Below are 15,874 nucleotides of genomic sequence, written 5' to 3' on the forward strand. Positions count from 1 at the left end.
GTGGGCCTCCTCAGGCCAAAAAGTGGTGCCCGACCTTCGCCGCCCGGGCGGCTTCCTCTGTGCGGAACATGAGTTCTTTGGTTCCAGGCCAGCCCTCGGCCGTGTATTCCACGGATACCCACCAGTGTCCGAACTTGCGGTACGGCTCGCCGAGGATCTTCGGGACGTAGCAGTCGATCAGGTTCATGGGTGGTCTCCATGCCGCCGGTTGCGGCAGGTTGGTGGTCAGTCGCAGCTGCTTGAGCTGGATCCGCTGTCGCTGGAGCTGCTGCTCTCGCTCGATGAATAGCTGCTGCCGCCGTCGTAACTGCTGTAGTCACGACTGGAGCAGGAGCTGCTGGTGCTGCGCGATGTTTCGTAGCTGTCGGTCTGGTAAGCGGGATGCAGCGGGCTGAAGGGGCTCAACGGGTTGAGCGGATCAAGCATCGGATCTTGCCTTCCGGCTGCCGGGCTGTGGCCGCGTGCGTATCCTGTCGGTGCCAGCGCCGGGCGCGGCTCGGGCTTCTTCTTTCGCTTGAACATGCGAGTCAAGAAATTGAGCATGAGTCTCTCCATGCCCGCAAATGTCGGCGGGCTTGAGTTGTAGGGGGAGGGGTTAGGCGCGGTGGCCGCGCTTGATGAACCAGTCGAGCGCTTCGCAGATCAGCAGGTTTTCGTACCAGTCCTCAATCTCGCGCCGCTCATTGCGGTCGCGGAAGAACATCGGCCCGAGGTAGTTGTGCCAGCTCATGAATACCCTGGTGCCGTCGGCCAGCGGTAGGCGGAAGAATGGCGAGCGACAGACAAAGCCGTGCTCGATGCGGATGCAGGTCATCTCGACCTCCTGTAGATCAGGTAGGCCATGTAGGCTAGGGCGATCATGGCGCCACCTGCTTGCGGTAGCCGGCGTCATGAAGAGCAGCGATAGCGCACTCGACATACTCGCGGGCAGTGAGGAGCTCACCTGCACTGAAGTCCAGCTGGGCATCAGCTGCCATCGCATCGATAGCCGCCTTTCGCTGTTCCGCCGCGATCTGCTCAGGCGTGCGGATAGGTCGGAACCTGATGCCATCAGGGTTCATGGAGCCCTCAAACTTTCCGTCGCCCTTGCTGCTCTCCTGCTCCATGAAGATCATCTTCTCGCCGTAGCAGAGGACTTTACCTTTCAGCCAGTATCCCCAGGAGTCGAAGGTGCACTCGACTTCAAGACCGACTGGCGGCAGGCCTTCTCCATCCCAGCTCGCCGGCCGCGGCGTGATGTACTGGATCTGGCCTCGGGTGAAGTTGTGCCGGTGATCGCCGGTACCGCCGCCATAGGGATAAGCGCGATCCTCTGCGCCGACCACAGCGTACTGGTCCGTGTTGATCCACACCTCGGTGATGCCGTGATGGGCGACTAGGCCATGGCCGTCTGCCCATTCTGGCGCTTTGCTCCAGTCGATCTTGCTCACAGCTGATACCTCTCATCAATCCAGCGCCCAGGCGCCAGAGCGGGTGTAGGTTCGGGTTGGGTTTCGTGCGGGGAGAGCTGACGCTCGTTGCCGGCCTGGAGCTGGCTGTCGGGGATGCAGCTGATGCCGACCCCGTTGAGCAGGTAGCAGGTGACGCCGCGCTGGCTGTCGTGCTGCACGTCGATGACGTTCTCGCTTGCGCTGGCGCCGGTGGCCAGCAGCAGGAGGCAGAGGGCGAGGCGGGTCATGCGGTGAGCTCCAGTTGTGGGTCGGCTTTGGCGGCCAGTTCAGCAACGACAATGGCGTAGGCCTCGGGGTGTTGCTTGTCGAACGGCGGCATGTTCTCTGTTTCGATCCAGGTGCCACGCACTGACCCGCGATCGAGCCAGCCAGGGTCTGTGCCCTTTGGTCGCGTCCAGGCGGTCGGGCTGATGCCGAGCTCCTGAATCTGCTTTGCCGCGATGTGGCCCTGCGAGCGCATCAAGGCGATCACCCGCAGCGCCGCTTCCTTCCAGGGTGTGAGGCTAACCGGGGAGGGGACGCCGGCCTGGTGCGCACCAACCACCATTGGCACCCGACATCGTTCTGCCGGGTTCCAGTCGAACAGGTGCAGGTACTCTTCGTTTACGAAGAACGACATCCAGTCCCGGTTGTCCACGCAGCGCACATCGAATTCCCATCCGGACTTGTCGCCGCCACGAGACATCCAGCGGGGGAGCACAACCGGAACACCGAGCAGGCCCAACATGCGGCTGATTCCGTGACTGGCATCGCTGGCCTTGCCGACGATCACCAGGCGATGGTCCGGGCCGGGCCTGCCGTAAAAGTTCTCGTAGTCCTTCGGCAGGATCTGGTCGGCCACCTTGGCGTTCAGGCTCATCTTCGCCTCGACGCCGATCTGTCGACCGCTGGTGTGCACGGCCAGGATGTCGAAGCCAGCAGCTTCGGGGTAGCAGGTCCAATCGGCCTGCTTGTTCATCGACTGGATGAAGGCCGCGCACAGTTCGGCCTCCGTCTTGATCGGTGTCCTTTCGAGCATGTCGATTCCTTGGCCGCCATATCGCGGCAGTGAATAGAGGGGAGAGGGGTTACATCTGAGTGGTACGGATGTAATCCTGTCAGGATTTGCAGGCCAGCGCGTTGCACACTGCGTCGTACAAGTCGAATGGATCGTCGGTGCGGAACAGGGTTTTCATGCGCTGCAGCAACGAATCCCGCTCGGCGAGCTCGGACTTGTAGCTGCTGGCGGTCGTGGTCATGCATTCCAGTGCTGCATCCCGATCGTCAAGCTGGGTACGCAGGTCTTGCGCCTCTTTCTTACAGCTGTCGCCCGCTTCGATTTCGGTTCTCAGACAGTTGCGCAGCCGATCAACCTCGCCAGGGTCGGTGTGGGCGTAGAAATTTTCGACAATGTACCCATCACGCAGGGCTATCTCTGCGCTGCGCTCGTGCACCGTGTAAAACCAGCTTCTGGCAGGGGTCTTCCTGTATCGCCAAAGCACAGGCTCGCCCTGGCGCTGCTCGGCAGGCGTTGCGCCGATCATCGGCCCCAGGCCAACAATCGGCAGCCCAGTCGCCGCCGCATCCCGCTCTGCCTCTTCTTTGGTCCACCGGATGGCAGTACCAACCATCCACGCTATCGGCTCGGCGTGGGGTTGTTCTGGGTTAGATGGCAGTTGTCCACCTGCAAGTTCGTGCCAGCTATCGACCTCGAACTCCGCCGGACGCAGGCCGAGGCGGACGCCGTTCCCCACTACCGCTGTGACGGCGCCGTGGCTATTCGTCCACACGGGGTAGGTTCGACCCTCTTTAGCAACCGGCGCATCGCCCTTGATGTAGGCGAGGCCGATGCCAGGCATAGGGTCGGCGGTGACGGTCTTCAGCATCCGGACTGTCCGCGGCACTCGATCGCCGAACGGGTAGCTGCCACTGCGCTTGTGGAGTGCTGGGCAATCGATTTTGTTTTCTGTGGGCATGGGGATACCTCTATTTAGTTTTGTGCTGGATGCGAAACGGATGGGAGAAGGGGAGCTTTCAGCTACGCTAAAACTTCAGGCGTATTGAGGAGCATTGAAATGCTTGAAGCTTCCACAGGAATGAAGCCAGGGCTGCGGTACTGCTTGGAGAATCCAGCAAACGGGGTTGTCTTTGATGGGTTTTTCCAAGATGGGCAGTATTTCGACTCAAAACAACATCGAGTACCAATTGGGTGGCTCGAAGGAAACAATTTCATCTACAACTGGACTGATAGAAGTGGAACTCCGCGATTTCCGAATCGTCTGGCTGGTGTCTTGAAAAACCTCGTACTCACCATGTACGACGGGACTACGATACAGGCACGAGAAGTTCAGAACGGCTAGCGCCCCCGAGGATCAGGTCATGCGGCCTTTAGGAGCGCCTCGATTACTCGCTGACCCGCAAGAGGCGGTACCGCATTGCCGGCCATGTGCATGGTCAGCCGGTGGCTGTCCGGCCGCAAGGTGTCAGCTGGGAACGACATCGCGGCCAGGGCCTCGCTGGCGCTGAGCATGCGCATGCGGTCACCGTCGACCAGGGCCCAGCGGTCCAGGGTGGTGATGGTGCCGATAGGTCGGTTTATGTCCCGGCCGGTGGTGCCGGAGCCCTTGCCGTAGTAGGGCATGATGAACCGTCCGCCGAAGCGCTGGCGGCCGTTGCGCACCCGGTCGAGCGTGGCCTGGGCTCGGCCTGGCTTCTCGATGGGCGACCAGCGCCCGGCGTCGAAGTCAAGGAAGCTGCTCGCCGGCACATGCCGCTCGCGCTGCAGCTGAAGCATTAGTGGAGCTTTGCTGCGGGTAAGCACCATGAATAGCCGCACGCGGTGCTGTGGCACCCCTAGGTCCGCGCAGTCCACGATGTGCGGCGCACACTGGTAGCCCATCGCTTGGATGGCCTGCAGCCAAGCCGGGTAGAGGAGCCAGTCGGTGAACTCCGGCACGTTCTCGATCACCGCCGCCTGCGGCCGGTGAAATTCAAGGGCCGATACCGGCGCCCATGCCGTCGAGCGCGATGCGTCGTGTTCAGGGTTGCCCGACTTCTTGCCGCGGGCCTTGGCGTGGCCCTGGCAGCAGGGCGAGGCAAGCAAGATGTCGTGCGCCGGCACTTGCTCCCAGCGGGCCTGGTGCAGGTCCTGGCAAACGTGCTGCGTGTCGGGATGATTGGCGCTGTGCCATTCAACGGCCACCGGCCAATGGTTTGCGGCCCAGAGAACCTGGACGCCTGCGGCGCGCGCGCCGGTGCTCCATCCGCCGAGGCCGGCGAACAGGTCGATTGCGGTGGGCATGGGAAAATCTCAAGTGCATGCTAAAGTGCCACCACTTACCAACGGAGGGTTAGAGATGGTCCATGTAGTTGAAGTCATTGCAGAACTGAAGGCTGACGGGTTCATCAACGTCGGTCGTGGGACTCAAGGCCGCGTGATCCGCGCGGTTGGCGCAAAACAGTTCTCGATCGAGGTTGATCATGTAGTGAAGGGTGTCGCGATCCCGTCGGGCCTGTTTGATACGCCCGAAGAAGCAAAAGATGTTCTTCTTCAATTTTGGGAAGAGTGCAACGAAGCGCTTCAAAACAACCCCTCTTGGATGCAGCTTCGATAGCTATAGCGCCGCGACGATGGCGCCGCCCTCGCCGGGGAGGCGTTATCGTTGAATAGGGAAGGCGCTGGCGGGCAGCGCTGAGAGGTCTTTGCGATGCTGGTCGAGGTTTGCTATAACGCCCGACCACTTCAAAGGAATGAGCTTATGCCCCACAAAGCATTGGTTTTCTTCTCTGCCGCCGCATTCTCTGCAGTGGTTCTGGCGGGCTGCAAAGAAGACGCCGTCGACACGGCAGCCTATGAGCCGACTAGCGAACACTGTCAGCCCGACTACCTGAAAACGCTTCCGGACAACAAGGCTCGCGAAGACCTGGTCGAGAAGTGCATGACCGGTGGTTCGTACAAGAAGTCAGAGCCGAAGACCTGGTAACACCTGCTCTTGGTCATTCAGCGCCACCTATCAGGACGGCGTTTTCGTTTGCGGGGAAGGCGCTGGCGAGCAGCGCCGGAGGGTCACGGGCAGTTGTTCGCGCCGCAGTTCTGGCAGTCGCTGAGGAATCGGCCGTCCCAGCTGATGAAGCGTCCGCAGCCGTGGCAGTTGAGCGGTCGGTCACAGGGCTTGCGCTGCTTCCGCGGCTTCGCTATCTCAATGCCAGTGCCACGGAGGGCTTCTTTGATATTCACGTCCCGCTTGTGCACCAGGCGCCTGGCCTTGGCCTCAAGGTAAGACAAGGGCCAGATCACCGCTTCCTCTGGGGTGTTGCCGATCGCTTCGGCAGCCTCGAGGGTTAGGTGATGTGCCTTCTCGAATCGGAACGTGTGGCCTATTGGCCACCTGGCAAATGCAATGTCGTTACCGTTCCAGTGCCCTGGAACTTGCAGGATAACAGTGCATCCCGGGCGCAACTGGTCGCGGGCTTCGTCCAGGCTGATGTACTGATGGTCTACGCCGAGGTGTGCGCGGGCGTCGACGTAGTCCTTCGGCCATGGAACGTCTGTTTCCCGGTGGCCACAGGCCTGCTCCTGGGTGAACAGCTCGGCCTTGTCGAGGTTGGTGGTGTACCCGCCGCCCAAGGCCCAGAACATGAGGCCGTCACCCACATGGCTGCGACTATCCTGAAGGTAAAACTGGCTCATGGCTTTCTCCATGCATGCGCCGCCCTCCCTGCTGGTGGCGACATGGTGGCAATTTGGTTAGGGATGGGGTATTACGGGTGACCGGCATGGGCCGGGTCAGGGAGGATGAGATGCTGGCTATTCAAGAGAGACAAATCGCGGAGACTGCTCTGCAAAGATACCGACTCATCTACGTTGCGGATCAGCGAGGCGACAACCCAACTTTGATCTATGAGGCCCGCCCATTGGCTGAACTGGTCACCAGTGCGAGCAGCGGGACTCGGTTAGCTTCTGAGACCGCAGTGATCTGCATTGATGATCCGACGCCCGAGGCGTGCGAGAGGGTTCGGGCTGCTGTATACGCAAAGCTAGGCCTAAGCTAGGCTGTAGGGCTGACGACCTCATCGCCCGGATCCTGCTGAATCATCAGCATGCTCTTCCGGTCGAAGGCCAGGGCCAAGCTGGGTGATATGCTGATCTCGTGGCGCGGCGGGGTGACAAACTTCGCCGCTTTCATCCTGCCGAGCGCGTGGATTCCGTGAATCAAAGCCTCGATCATCTGGCTGTAGGTGGCATCAGCCCAGCCGCATATCGTTCGCAAGTGCTGGCCGGTTCGCTTCCGAGCTGATAGCCGCAGCGGCTCAGTCCGCGCCACAGATCGGTGAGCTTCAATTTCGTGGCGCGCGACCCTGAAAAGTGCGTGATGCCCGAGCGCTTCGATGTGATGAATCATCAGCGTCATCGCCTCGCCCTTTTCCTCGATCCTGGCCCACTCCATCAGCTCCAGCAGGGCCTGTTTAGTCCCTGGTCGTACCTTCAAGCGCAGGTCCTCCTCCTGCAACCGCTCGGCCTTCTCGCGCCGGCGCTCATCACGCTGCTGCTGCGTCAGAGCCATCATCTTCTCCATTACGCACAAAGCGGGTGCCAGGCCCGATGTCGAGCAGGTCGCACACCCGGTTGATGATCTTGAGCGCTGCAGCAAACACCTCTTCGTCGTCCAGCTCCCGGGCCAGGCGCTTCATGTTCGGCTGGTGCTCAAGGCAGACTTTGTCGACCAGGCGCCTGGCCAGGCGGCGCAGGTGGTCGGCGCTGTCGTCGAAGCGCAGGCTGAGCGCAAAGGCCAAGGCCACATCGTCAGGCCGGTACTGGCCGCCGCTGCGGGTGATGTACAGCTTCTTGACCGGCCGATTCATCCAGGCCGGCAGGGTTACCACTCCAGAGGATGCTTTCTGCATTTCGGTGCTCCGTGAGGCCGCTGGGCGGCAGGTGGAACTGTTCTTGCCGCCGGCGCTGGCGGACCAGGTTGTTGATGCGCTTCATTTCCTGATACGCACCCGCGGGAAGTCGATGTCGTTGCGCTCGATGATGTTCACCAGCGTCCCGTAATTCAGGTCCAACTGCTCGGCCACCTGGGCCCGGTGCAGTCCTGTATCGCGCAGGGCGCAGATTTGCTGAACCACCTTCAGCTCCTCGATCCGCTTCAGGTTGCGCTGGATCTGGCGCTGAGCATCGCGTTTGCTGTTGGCCGACTTCTTCCGCTCGGCCCGGCGAAACACGAAGTTTCCTTCCCGCGAGGCCCGGAATAGGGCCTGCTTGGAAATGCCAGTGGCCTCATGGACCTGCTGGCACGTCATGGTCTTGGCCATCTCGGCTACCTGGTCGGCGCGGGCTTTCATTTTTTCCTTGCGGGGCGATGGTGCGGCCTTCTTGGCAGCCACCGGCGCTGGCTGCGCTTCTGGGCCTTTGCGCGGCGGCAGCGGCCGATAGTTGAAACCCTCCAGCACCACCAGCTGGCCACCAGAGGCAAAGAAGGCCGCTTGTGCGGCCTCCAGGTCGATTGATTGGTTCATGCAGCCTCCTTCATCCGCTCGCGCATCTCCTTCTCCAGCTCGTTGAGCTCTTCCAGAAAAGCCCTGATCTCGGACTCCATTTCGCGGATGCGCTTGAAGTCGCGCTCGAAGCGATGGCACACGTACTGAAGCGGCTCAGGCAGGCGGTCGTCGTAGCTGACGAAGTCCGCCCAGGCCCTGCCGGTGCAGGCCATCTGGGCCAGCATCTGCCACTCGTACTGCGGGTCGTGTCGTTCGGACTGCATTGTGGCGATGTGGGTGGCTGTGTTCGGGCACTTGATCTCCAGCACACCATCATCACCCACCAGTCCGTCCGGCGAAGCGCCAAAGCCAGGAATGCTTGGGTGCATGACCAGCCCGGTTTCAATCACCATCAGGCCTTTGTCAGCCTCGTAGGCCATGCACGCAAACGGCTCAAGCTCGACGCCGCGCTGCACGGCGGGTTTGCTGGACAGGTCTGGACCGCTCTGCTGACCGGTGAGGCGCTCGCACAGCAGCTCCATCATGTAGTTCTTGCGGGTAGCAGACGGCGCGCCACCGCGGCCGCTCGCCATCACGTCTTTCACCCGGCTCGCCGTGACACAACCAAGGCGTGCCGCGAACCATTCAGCGCTACGCTGCTCCATCTAACACCTCCTCAGATTCGCCATCGATGGGCGCCGATTCTGCCTTGATGGCATCGGCGCGCTTTGTGACCTCGGCCTTGAATCGGGCATGGCCTGTCGCGTCCTTGGTCTGCCTCATTGCTGCGGTTCCCTGCTGGTACACGTCGGTCAGTGCCTCCAGGCTCCCGGCCTTCTGTGCCAGCGAGATCCAGTTGTTCACCATCTCTGGGTCGGTAGGCGCCGAGCCAGCCACGCTGGCCAGGCCCTCGCCGCCATCGGTGTTCAAGTGGTGAATGGCTTGCTCCAGGCGCTCGGTCTTTGGCCAGTATTTGTAACCGCGTTTCACCACGGTCTTCTTGGCCATCTCGCCCGGGTCGGTGACCCATGGGCAGGACTTGTTCTTGCTGACCCAGGCCTTCCAGGCACTGGAACGATCGCGAATCGCATTCACGTCCTCCATGCTCATGGTCTCGGTGAGGTAATCGCCGTCTGCAGTCTTCACGACCACGTATACGCCGATCACTTCGCCGCGGTCTTTGGCGAACGGGTTGTAGGAGTGGGTGGGTGGCTTATCGAAACCGTTCAGGCTGAAGGCATCGGCGGCGTACACCAGCTCAGCCTGAGCCCAACGGATGGCGCCGGTCGACATGGCCAGGTCCATCAAACCGATGTAGCTGATGTCCAAGCAGATGCGGCCGTCGCGCGGAACCAAGTAGGCCTGCTTCTTGGCCGGATTCAGGCTGATGCCGATGGCGGCGATGTTGGTTATCGCGTTAGCCACCGACTGCCGATTCTGCATTGCAATCTTGGTGGCGTACTCGCTCGAGGTGATCACCTGGATGGCGAATTCAGCCTCACGCTCGAAGTTCAGCGATCGGTCGGTCAGCACGTTGGCGAACTGGTTCCGCTGCGCGTAAATGTCCTGCGAGATAATGGCTACTGCTTGGCTCATGGCGACCTCAGTAGGAGATGGCGATATTCGGGATCTTGCGCTGAGCGATTAGCTTGACCGCCTGCTTGGCGCAAGACTCAGGCATGCCCTCGGCCATAAAAGCTTCAAGAGCAGCACGGTTGATGCTGCGGCGGTGCGCTTCGTCGCGCTCGCGGGCTTCTTGCTGGCGCACGATCTCGGCGGCAGCTGCATCGGCGCGGCGGCGTTCTTCCTGGCGCGCCTGCTCGGTTGCCTCCTCTTGCCGTCGAGCGGCGTCCTGGCGCTCCTGCTCCATCCGCTGCTCGGCGGCAACGCGGTCGGCCTCGGCCTGAATGCGAGCGCGCTCGGCTTGTTCGGCCTGCAGCTTGAGTTGCAGGCGCTGGTTCTCGGCTTCGCGCTCTTGTGCAGCGGCTTGGTCAATCAGCTCCTTCTCGCGGCGGGCTGCTGCTTCGCGGGCTGCCTGCTGTTCCTGGGCCACGCGCTGGCGCTCAGCCTCGACAGCGGCTTCTTGTGCCAGGCGAATGCGGTCTTGCTCGGCGCGCTCATCTGCTTCGCGGCGCAGGCGGGCCAGTTCGGCTTGCTCCGCCTCGAACTGCTCGCGCTTCTGGAGCGCTGCCCGCAAGCTGGTCAGCACCTTATCCTTGGTGTTTGCCGCTTCTGCCTCGAATTCCTCCCAGTGAGCCCCCAGTTGCATGCCTTCGGCTTCGGCAATCAGGCCTTTGAGTTGCAGGGAGTTCAGTTCGCCCAGGTCGTCTGCTAGCGTCTTCAGCCAGTTCAGGCGGTCGTTGTGGCGGTCGATCCGCGCATCCTCGGCGGCCTGCCAGTCATCCAGAGGTTTGCGCACCTCCTTCTGCCAGGATTCAAGAATGTCCCAAACCCGCTTGCGCTCAGCATCGATGCGGGCTGGCACCTTCTTCTGCTCGGCAGACAGCTCCTTGCCCTTGTTTTCGATTGCAGTCTTGGTGCGTGCAACCTCATAGGCCATCGACGCAATTTCTTTGCGGCCTTTGACCGTTTTCAGGTCCGGCACAACTGCCAAGAACTCGTCGATCTTGACGCGGATCTGCTGCAGCCAAGGCTCAAGGCCCTTTTCAGCGCTATACACCGCCAGGGCTGTTTCCTGCGGAGGAGCGACGATCAGTTCTTTTTCTGCGGACATGCGTTTCTCCCGCGCCATCCATGCGGTGGGCGCTGATTATGTGGTTACTGGGTGATGGTGCCGGCCAGGGCGCTCAGGAGGAGCCAGCCGGTGCAGAAGGTGAGGGCGATGAAGGAGCCGCGCAAAGTTGCGATGCGGCGGGCGCGCTGGTAGCTGGTCATGGGCATGGCCTCGGCCGCGCGATAGGGCGGCGCTTCAGCCAGTCAGCTTTGATCGGGTAGGGTAGGTCGGCGACGCGCATGCCCAACGGAAAGCGCAGAGTCCCGCGCACCTGGGCGGCCTGAATTTCCTCGACCTGCTCTTCGACAAGCGACTTTACGATTGGCGTGGTCATGTTGCCTCCTGCTTGCGGTAGCCCTTGTCGAAGATCTCGGCGCAAATGCGCCGTGTCTCGCTGGCGTTGCTGTGCGACAGGCCTTGGTACATTTCGTCGATCAGACGCTTCCTGTCTTCAGCAGCTTTCTGCTCGGCGCTCAACTGCTCGGCTGTCCTAGCTGGCCGGAAGCGCTTGAACTCCGACGAATCAGCAAGCTCTTGGAGCTTTGGCACGAACTCTTGACCGGATGGGTCGCGGAGCACCACGCGATCAGTGCCCACATACATGACCAGCGAGTTGACCCAGTTGGCATTGATGTCGAGGCGCTCGACTGTTTCTCCAGCCGAGGGCAGGCCCTCGCCACTCCACTCGGGGCGCTTGATCAGCGGGCGATGGCAGTCTTCGATGCGCAGGCCGTACGCGGTATACAGCGGCACTGTCCACCCACGCTTGTTGTTGAACAGCAGCAGCGCCTCACCAACCTCGCGCAGGAAGTTCTGGTCCACAGGGTCAAAGTGGGTTGCCTCAGGGCAACGAGCCCAATCAATCTTGCTCACGCGACCTCCTTGCGCCCATCAACGATCTTGTTGAGGCGCCCGCAGTAGTGGTTGAATTCTTCGATGGTGATGCGCTGGTCGGCCAGCATTTCGGTGAGGAGCTTGAGGACCATGGCCTGCCAGGACCGTGGTGTCTCAGGGTGAGCCATGGCCTCAAGCTCTTCGTCGATCAGGACGTGAGGGCTTTTCATTGAGCCTCCTCGGCCTGAGCCAGCACCCCTTCTTTGGCGAAGGGTTCCAGAAGATCGCGGGCCAGCTGCTCGAACAGCTTGGCTGGGTCACGAACCGACAAGATCTCGATAGCCGAAATCTTGGCGTCTCCCTGGGTGCCTATCGTGGTGTCCAGCAGCAGGCGACCAAGCACCGTATTGCTGCCGCTTCCGCTCAGCTCGCACATGGCGTGCTCATCGACTGCCAGAGCCAGCCGATCGAAGGTGACGCCGACCTGCTTGCCCTTAAGCGGGAACAGGTAGTCCCGGCGTGCCAGCAGCTCGGCAACGCCGTTGTCGATCCAGATGCGCACAGCTTCCTCGTCGGCGCTTTCACTCACCGCCGGAGGCAACTGCTCGTCGTAATGCCATTGTTCTGCTCGAAGTGCGCCCATGGTCGCCTCCAGGTGGTGGTGGGTTACTTGATGACGATCGATGCCAGATAGGCGCGACATTCGCGGACGCGCTTCTCTGCTGCATCAAGCTCTGCGCCGAGCGCCTTGAGGGCGCCGAGGTGGATCATTTCCCGGCCTCTGATCAGCGTTCCTTGATAGGTGCGGCTGTCGCACTCCGAAACCGCCACAGTCACGCCGTTGACCGTGACCGAATATCCGCGCTGCCCGCAGTGTCCGCGAACAGCAGCGAGCCGCTCTTTCGCGAGCTTGTGGGCGGCCTCAGCTTTCTCCAGCGATTGCGCAGCACTCATGACTGCCTCCGTGTATTGGCTCATGCTGCCTCCGGGTGTTTCTCGCCGTAGAACATGCAGTAGTTGCCAAGTACGTTGATGGTTGCCTTGGCCTTGACCTCTTTGCCTTTGGTGGTGTTCCGGGTTCCAACGACCTCGCACTCCGCATACTGGCGCCCAGCTGGGATAAGCATGTAACCCTGCAGGGTCGCCTTGGCACCGGTGATTTCCGGGTACCGCTCTACTGCGGCTTGCTCGAATTTCTGTCTGCAATCGCACATTGCGAAGTCCTCATGAGCCGCATTGGTCGGATGCCAGGCGCAGTGACCAAACTGGGCGTGAAAAGCCAGCCTGGCACCCGCCAATGCGGTCGAAGTGAAGGGAAGGGTGCAGGCGGTGAGCGCTACCTCACATGCATCTGGTCTGGCCGGGTAGGCCCCGGATTCGCCTGCGTGAACGTCGATTAATGTTTACTTTGGTGAGCCTTAAGTTGCATAAGGCTCACGTTGATGCGCTTTAAATCGATGAAAGCTGCATCGGTGATGTGACTTGGCGGGGATTCGAACCCCAAAGACTTACGCCAGCTTCGGCAGCGCTACCTGACTGGCCGCACCAGCTTGGTGTGGCGCCCCTGATCCGCCGAGGCAAACTACAAGTCACATCCCGATGCAGCCTGCGATGGGGAGCAGGACATCGGGCCGTCTTTCCGGCTGTCAGGAAGTCAGGCGGAGAGGCCAGTTGGAATTGTTGCCAGCGCCTCAGATACCAAAACTCGTGCCTTTTCCCGGTCGATCATGGCGAAAGCTTTTTCAGCCTTAAGCCACTCACCATCCTGCGCATCAGGCTTGAAGGTCATCGCGATAGAGCAGACGCCGAACCCATCAGGCACGAAATAGGTCCGCACCTCTGGACCATCATCACCATCATCAAGCTTGATCAGCACCTGCCCCAGGTCTTCAAACTCAAAGAGTTTTGCAAACTGGCTCATCTATTTGCCCTCCAGGGCGGTTGATTTCCCAATGCAGCCTGTCGCCAAGCTGCATCAGTGAAATCTCTTTTCTCCACCACCCACCGCTACCGAGTCGTCTCTCACCGGCGCCGCACATTTCGTGTTCGATGCATTGCCAGTTTGGGCGGGTGATTTCGCGTGCTTGCATGTGGAAGCACGGCAGCTATCCAGAGGCTGCATGGTCGACGGTTTAGCTTGGTTGCCACCGGCGGCTGCCGGTACGTCGAGGGGTTCACGTCAGGTTGTGTAAAGAGCGGTGAGGCTAGAGGGCCTCCGCAGTCCCTGGTGAGTGACTGCTTGCAACCAAATCTACAACCAAGAGTTACAGAGCGCAAGTCCTTGGTTGTAATTTTTTCGACTGAAAGTTGTATGCGGTTCATCTTCTTGGATTTTCAGTTGTAATTCGGGGCATGAAAAAGCCCGCAGGAGCGGGCTTGAGTGGATCTGGTCCGAAAATTCACTACCAAAGGACGGACGACCAGAAGACCTTGCCCTTGATGACGATGTTTTGATCGATCATCTGTTGAGCCGTGTACTCCTCATCCGGGTGCTCATCACGGTTGAAGCTGCGCATCCTGATGCCTCCCCCGGGAAGGCGATAGAGCATCTTCACGCGAAGCTGCCCGTCATGGTCGAGCGCATACATCTTTCCGTCCACCACAGAGGTGCTGCCCTGGTCCACGCCGACAGTGCTCTTGTCCGGGAGTACTGGCTCCATGCTGTTGCCGCTGACTGTGACGCATACGGCATCGTCTGGTTGCACGCCCTGCTTGCGAAGAGTGAGCTTGCCGAATCTAAGCTTCTGCTTATGAGACTGCTCCACAACGGTTCTGCCGCTGCCGGCCGAAAGCTCAACTTCCTTGAGGAATGGCACATACACCTCGTCGTCATCCAATGGGGTGTCGTCATCCCATGCATCGATAGGGCCTATCAGCTTGGCATTGGACTCCGCCCGATCGCTTCGAGCCAATAGCTCACCAGTAACCAGGTAGGCAACCGAGGTGGACAAGGCTGCTGCGATGTCATCCAGCCTCTTGCCCCTGGGCACTGATGCCCCGGACTCCCATTTCTGAACGGCTTGCGGGGTTACTGAAAGCCGGCGGGCCAGCTCTGACTGATTCAGGCCGGCCTGTTCTCTTTTGCGCGCGATGCGCTGACCTAGTGTGCTCATCCTCGAATGATGCAACCGCAAGTTGTAAATATCACTGTGAATCTCAGTTGTAGTTTTCGCATTCGTGCGATAACCTTTGGTTGTAGTTGTAACTTTGAGGCCCAAAATGGAAGAGCTACCGATCTGCAAGGCGGCCAAGGCCGCAGGCGGTCAATCCGCCCTCGCTCGACTCCTCAAGGTCACACCTCAGGCAGTGCAGAAAATGTGCGCCTCGGGGCGTGTGCCAGCCGAGCGAGTTCTTGAAATTGAAAAAGCCACTGGCGTTTCACGTCACGAGCTGCGTCCCGACATCTACCCACAAGCTGCATAACCACTTTCAACTGCAAGGAGCCATCCCCGCATGTACGCCAACCCCAAGCACCTGCATGACCGCGAGATCAAGGTCCGGGTCGATGAGGACACATTCAACCTGATCCAGGCACTGGCCGCGTATCACCGCACCCAGCGTGCAGTGCTCTGCCGCGAACTGCTGGAAGCGCAGCTGGCTGCATTGGCTTCGGAGAATACCGGCGATCAGAGCGCAGCCTGAAGGCCGCGAGGAGGCCCTATGCCGATCCAAGAGGTCGGTCTGGATCAGCGATTGATGGAGCAGCTGGAGCGAGAGGCGGAACGGAGGGGAATGACTCCCGAAGCACTCGCAGCAGAAATGATCGATCGAGAGCTGGCCAGCCGAACCAAGCTCCGCTTCACGCGGGGAACCGTAACACCATTCCATCGCAGGGCCTGAACCGGCCCTAACACGTAACTGATAAGCCCGAACGACTCACCCAGCGAGCAGGGGATCACCCGATGGCCTACGACGACAAAGCACACCGCCACGACCACCAGGTCAAGGTTCGCTTGGATGACGAGGACTTCAACGAGCTGAAAGGGTATGCCCTGGAGCTCAAGGCTCAGCACAGCGTGCTGGCCCGGGAAATCATCCTGGCCGCGCTGGCGTTCAAGAAAGAGCACGGCCACTTGCCGCTGATCACCGAAAAGAAGGCCAGGGCCTGAATAGGTCCAGGGGAGGATGAATGTCGCCTGCAAACGAAGCAGCCCAGCAGCACGACGTGGAGATCGCCCGGTTCCGCCGGAATGACTTCGCGGACCTTGAGGCCTGGGCAGAGGAGGTTGGTGTCAGCACCGACGAACTCGCTGCGCAGATCCTGAAAAAGGCCACGCACTTCCTCGGTCAGCGGGGGAAGCCCAAGAGCAGCAATGTGGTGCCGTTCTCGGCGCCAAGGTAACCGTCCGATCCCTAATTAGGGACCCGGGCGCCAGTCCCTCATAAGGGACGCCAA

Annotated in this window: 30 protein-coding genes; 7 read left to right on the top strand and 23 right to left on the bottom strand. The window is 60.7% G+C overall.

The window, feature by feature from the left end; genetic code table 11:
- Positions 1-10 precede the first annotated feature (10 nt).
- From N805_RS30690 to N805_RS30895, 7 genes are all read right to left on the bottom strand, one after another.
- Positions 11-187, bottom strand: coding sequence for a hypothetical protein (locus tag N805_RS30690; RefSeq protein ID WP_019471865.1), 177 nt, complete (start codon positions 185-187; stop codon positions 11-13).
- A 38-nt stretch (positions 188-225) separates the two neighbouring features.
- Entirely contained in the window at positions 226-543 is a 318-nt protein-coding gene (locus tag N805_RS03760; protein WP_026034494.1) for a hypothetical protein, read from the bottom strand.
- Positions 544-595: 52 nt separating this feature from the next.
- On the bottom strand, positions 596-814 hold the full coding sequence (locus N805_RS03765; protein WP_019471863.1) for a hypothetical protein: 219 nt from the start codon (positions 812-814) through the stop codon (positions 596-598).
- Positions 815-857: 43 nt separating this feature from the next.
- The gene (locus N805_RS03770; RefSeq protein ID WP_019471862.1) at positions 858-1,430 is read right to left on the bottom strand and encodes a hypothetical protein; all 573 of its coding nucleotides are present in this window, start codon (positions 1,428-1,430) and stop codon (positions 858-860) included.
- Complete coding sequence (locus N805_RS03775; RefSeq protein ID WP_019471861.1) at positions 1,427-1,678, bottom strand: hypothetical protein; 252 nt, start codon at positions 1,676-1,678, stop codon at positions 1,427-1,429. Before N805_RS03775 ends, N805_RS03770 begins: the two co-directional genes overlap by 4 nt.
- Positions 1,675-2,469 (bottom strand): hypothetical protein, encoded by a 795-nt coding sequence (locus tag N805_RS03780; RefSeq protein ID WP_019471860.1) that lies wholly within the window; start codon positions 2,467-2,469, stop codon positions 1,675-1,677. The genes N805_RS03775 and N805_RS03780 overlap by 4 nt, the downstream gene beginning before the upstream one ends.
- Before the next feature lie 79 nt (positions 2,470-2,548).
- Positions 2,549-3,406, bottom strand: coding sequence for a hypothetical protein (locus N805_RS30895; protein ID WP_019471859.1), 858 nt, complete (start codon positions 3,404-3,406; stop codon positions 2,549-2,551).
- A 99-nt stretch (positions 3,407-3,505) separates the two neighbouring features.
- Between N805_RS30895 and N805_RS30425 the strand changes: the two genes are divergently transcribed.
- Entirely contained in the window at positions 3,506-3,790 is a 285-nt protein-coding gene (locus N805_RS30425) for a hypothetical protein (RefSeq protein WP_155412667.1), read from the top strand.
- Between the two features lie 17 nt (positions 3,791-3,807).
- Here the strand turns inward: N805_RS30425 and N805_RS03790 are convergent, their stop codons facing one another.
- Positions 3,808-4,731: a DNA cytosine methyltransferase gene (locus tag N805_RS03790; RefSeq protein WP_019471858.1), complete on the bottom strand. Its 924-nt coding sequence runs from the start codon at positions 4,729-4,731 to the stop codon at positions 3,808-3,810.
- 55 nt (positions 4,732-4,786) lie between these two features.
- Between N805_RS03790 and N805_RS30430 the strand changes: the two genes are divergently transcribed.
- Positions 4,787-5,044, top strand: a complete 258-nt coding sequence (locus N805_RS30430) for a hypothetical protein (protein WP_155412668.1) — start codon at positions 4,787-4,789, stop codon at positions 5,042-5,044.
- Positions 5,045-5,188: 144 nt separating this feature from the next.
- Positions 5,189-5,413: an entry exclusion lipoprotein TrbK gene (gene trbK / locus N805_RS03800; protein WP_019471856.1), complete on the top strand. Its 225-nt coding sequence runs from the start codon at positions 5,189-5,191 to the stop codon at positions 5,411-5,413.
- An 83-nt stretch (positions 5,414-5,496) separates the two neighbouring features.
- On the opposite strand, the gene N805_RS03805 is transcribed toward trbK, so the two are convergent.
- From N805_RS03805 to N805_RS03880, 15 genes are all read right to left on the bottom strand, one after another.
- Positions 5,497-6,120 (bottom strand): hypothetical protein, encoded by a 624-nt coding sequence (locus tag N805_RS03805; RefSeq protein WP_019471855.1) that lies wholly within the window; start codon positions 6,118-6,120, stop codon positions 5,497-5,499.
- A 358-nt stretch (positions 6,121-6,478) separates the two neighbouring features.
- Positions 6,479-6,994, bottom strand: a complete 516-nt coding sequence (locus N805_RS03815; protein ID WP_019471853.1) for a hypothetical protein — start codon at positions 6,992-6,994, stop codon at positions 6,479-6,481.
- Complete coding sequence (locus tag N805_RS03820; RefSeq protein ID WP_019471852.1) at positions 6,969-7,334, bottom strand: hypothetical protein; 366 nt, start codon at positions 7,332-7,334, stop codon at positions 6,969-6,971. The genes N805_RS03815 and N805_RS03820 overlap by 26 nt, the downstream gene beginning before the upstream one ends.
- A gap of 81 nt (positions 7,335-7,415) precedes the next feature.
- Complete coding sequence (locus tag N805_RS03825; protein WP_019471851.1) at positions 7,416-7,949, bottom strand: hypothetical protein; 534 nt, start codon at positions 7,947-7,949, stop codon at positions 7,416-7,418.
- Complete coding sequence (locus tag N805_RS03830; protein WP_019471850.1) at positions 7,946-8,575, bottom strand: lambda exonuclease family protein; 630 nt, start codon at positions 8,573-8,575, stop codon at positions 7,946-7,948. The genes N805_RS03825 and N805_RS03830 overlap by 4 nt, the downstream gene beginning before the upstream one ends.
- Positions 8,562-9,506, bottom strand: coding sequence for a recombinase RecT (locus N805_RS03835; protein ID WP_019471849.1), 945 nt, complete (start codon positions 9,504-9,506; stop codon positions 8,562-8,564). Before N805_RS03835 ends, N805_RS03830 begins: the two co-directional genes overlap by 14 nt.
- A gap of 7 nt (positions 9,507-9,513) precedes the next feature.
- A complete protein-coding gene (locus tag N805_RS03840) occupies positions 9,514-10,644 on the bottom strand; it encodes a hypothetical protein (RefSeq protein WP_019471848.1) in 1,131 nt (376 codons plus the stop codon).
- A gap of 157 nt (positions 10,645-10,801) precedes the next feature.
- The gene (locus tag N805_RS30695) at positions 10,802-10,978 is read right to left on the bottom strand and encodes a hypothetical protein (protein WP_019471846.1); all 177 of its coding nucleotides are present in this window, start codon (positions 10,976-10,978) and stop codon (positions 10,802-10,804) included.
- Positions 10,975-11,517: a hypothetical protein gene (locus tag N805_RS03850; protein WP_019471845.1), complete on the bottom strand. Its 543-nt coding sequence runs from the start codon at positions 11,515-11,517 to the stop codon at positions 10,975-10,977. The genes N805_RS30695 and N805_RS03850 overlap by 4 nt, the downstream gene beginning before the upstream one ends.
- A complete protein-coding gene (locus N805_RS03855; protein ID WP_019471844.1) occupies positions 11,514-11,708 on the bottom strand; it encodes a hypothetical protein in 195 nt (64 codons plus the stop codon). The genes N805_RS03850 and N805_RS03855 overlap by 4 nt, the downstream gene beginning before the upstream one ends.
- Positions 11,705-12,121, bottom strand: coding sequence for a hypothetical protein (locus tag N805_RS03860; RefSeq protein ID WP_019471843.1), 417 nt, complete (start codon positions 12,119-12,121; stop codon positions 11,705-11,707). The genes N805_RS03855 and N805_RS03860 overlap by 4 nt, the downstream gene beginning before the upstream one ends.
- Positions 12,122-12,144: 23 nt before the next feature.
- Entirely contained in the window at positions 12,145-12,432 is a 288-nt protein-coding gene (locus tag N805_RS03865) for a hypothetical protein (protein WP_155412669.1), read from the bottom strand.
- A gap of 20 nt (positions 12,433-12,452) precedes the next feature.
- Positions 12,453-12,692, bottom strand: coding sequence for a hypothetical protein (locus N805_RS03870; RefSeq protein WP_019471841.1), 240 nt, complete (start codon positions 12,690-12,692; stop codon positions 12,453-12,455).
- 440 nt (positions 12,693-13,132) lie between these two features.
- The gene (locus N805_RS03875) at positions 13,133-13,399 is read right to left on the bottom strand and encodes a hypothetical protein (protein ID WP_019471840.1); all 267 of its coding nucleotides are present in this window, start codon (positions 13,397-13,399) and stop codon (positions 13,133-13,135) included.
- 481 nt (positions 13,400-13,880) lie between these two features.
- Positions 13,881-14,591, bottom strand: a complete 711-nt coding sequence (locus N805_RS03880; protein ID WP_026034493.1) for an XRE family transcriptional regulator — start codon at positions 14,589-14,591, stop codon at positions 13,881-13,883.
- A gap of 106 nt (positions 14,592-14,697) precedes the next feature.
- Between N805_RS03880 and N805_RS29610 the strand changes: the two genes are divergently transcribed.
- The 4 genes from N805_RS29610 (at position 14,698) to N805_RS03905 (ending at position 15,820) form a co-directional block, all read left to right on the top strand.
- Entirely contained in the window at positions 14,698-14,901 is a 204-nt protein-coding gene (locus tag N805_RS29610; RefSeq protein WP_033692338.1) for a transcriptional regulator, read from the top strand.
- Between the two features lie 30 nt (positions 14,902-14,931).
- Positions 14,932-15,120, top strand: coding sequence for a hypothetical protein (locus N805_RS03890; RefSeq protein ID WP_019471838.1), 189 nt, complete (start codon positions 14,932-14,934; stop codon positions 15,118-15,120).
- Positions 15,121-15,380: 260 nt separating this feature from the next.
- Positions 15,381-15,587 (top strand): hypothetical protein, encoded by a 207-nt coding sequence (locus N805_RS03900; RefSeq protein WP_019471836.1) that lies wholly within the window; start codon positions 15,381-15,383, stop codon positions 15,585-15,587.
- Positions 15,588-15,607: 20 nt separating this feature from the next.
- Entirely contained in the window at positions 15,608-15,820 is a 213-nt protein-coding gene (locus N805_RS03905; protein WP_019471835.1) for a hypothetical protein, read from the top strand.
- Positions 15,821-15,874: the final 54 nt, after the last annotated feature.

Origin of the sequence: Pseudomonas putida S13.1.2 (genome assembly GCF_000498395.2) — a bacterium.
Taxonomy (GTDB): Bacteria; Pseudomonadota; Gammaproteobacteria; order Pseudomonadales; family Pseudomonadaceae; genus Aquipseudomonas; species Aquipseudomonas putida_Q.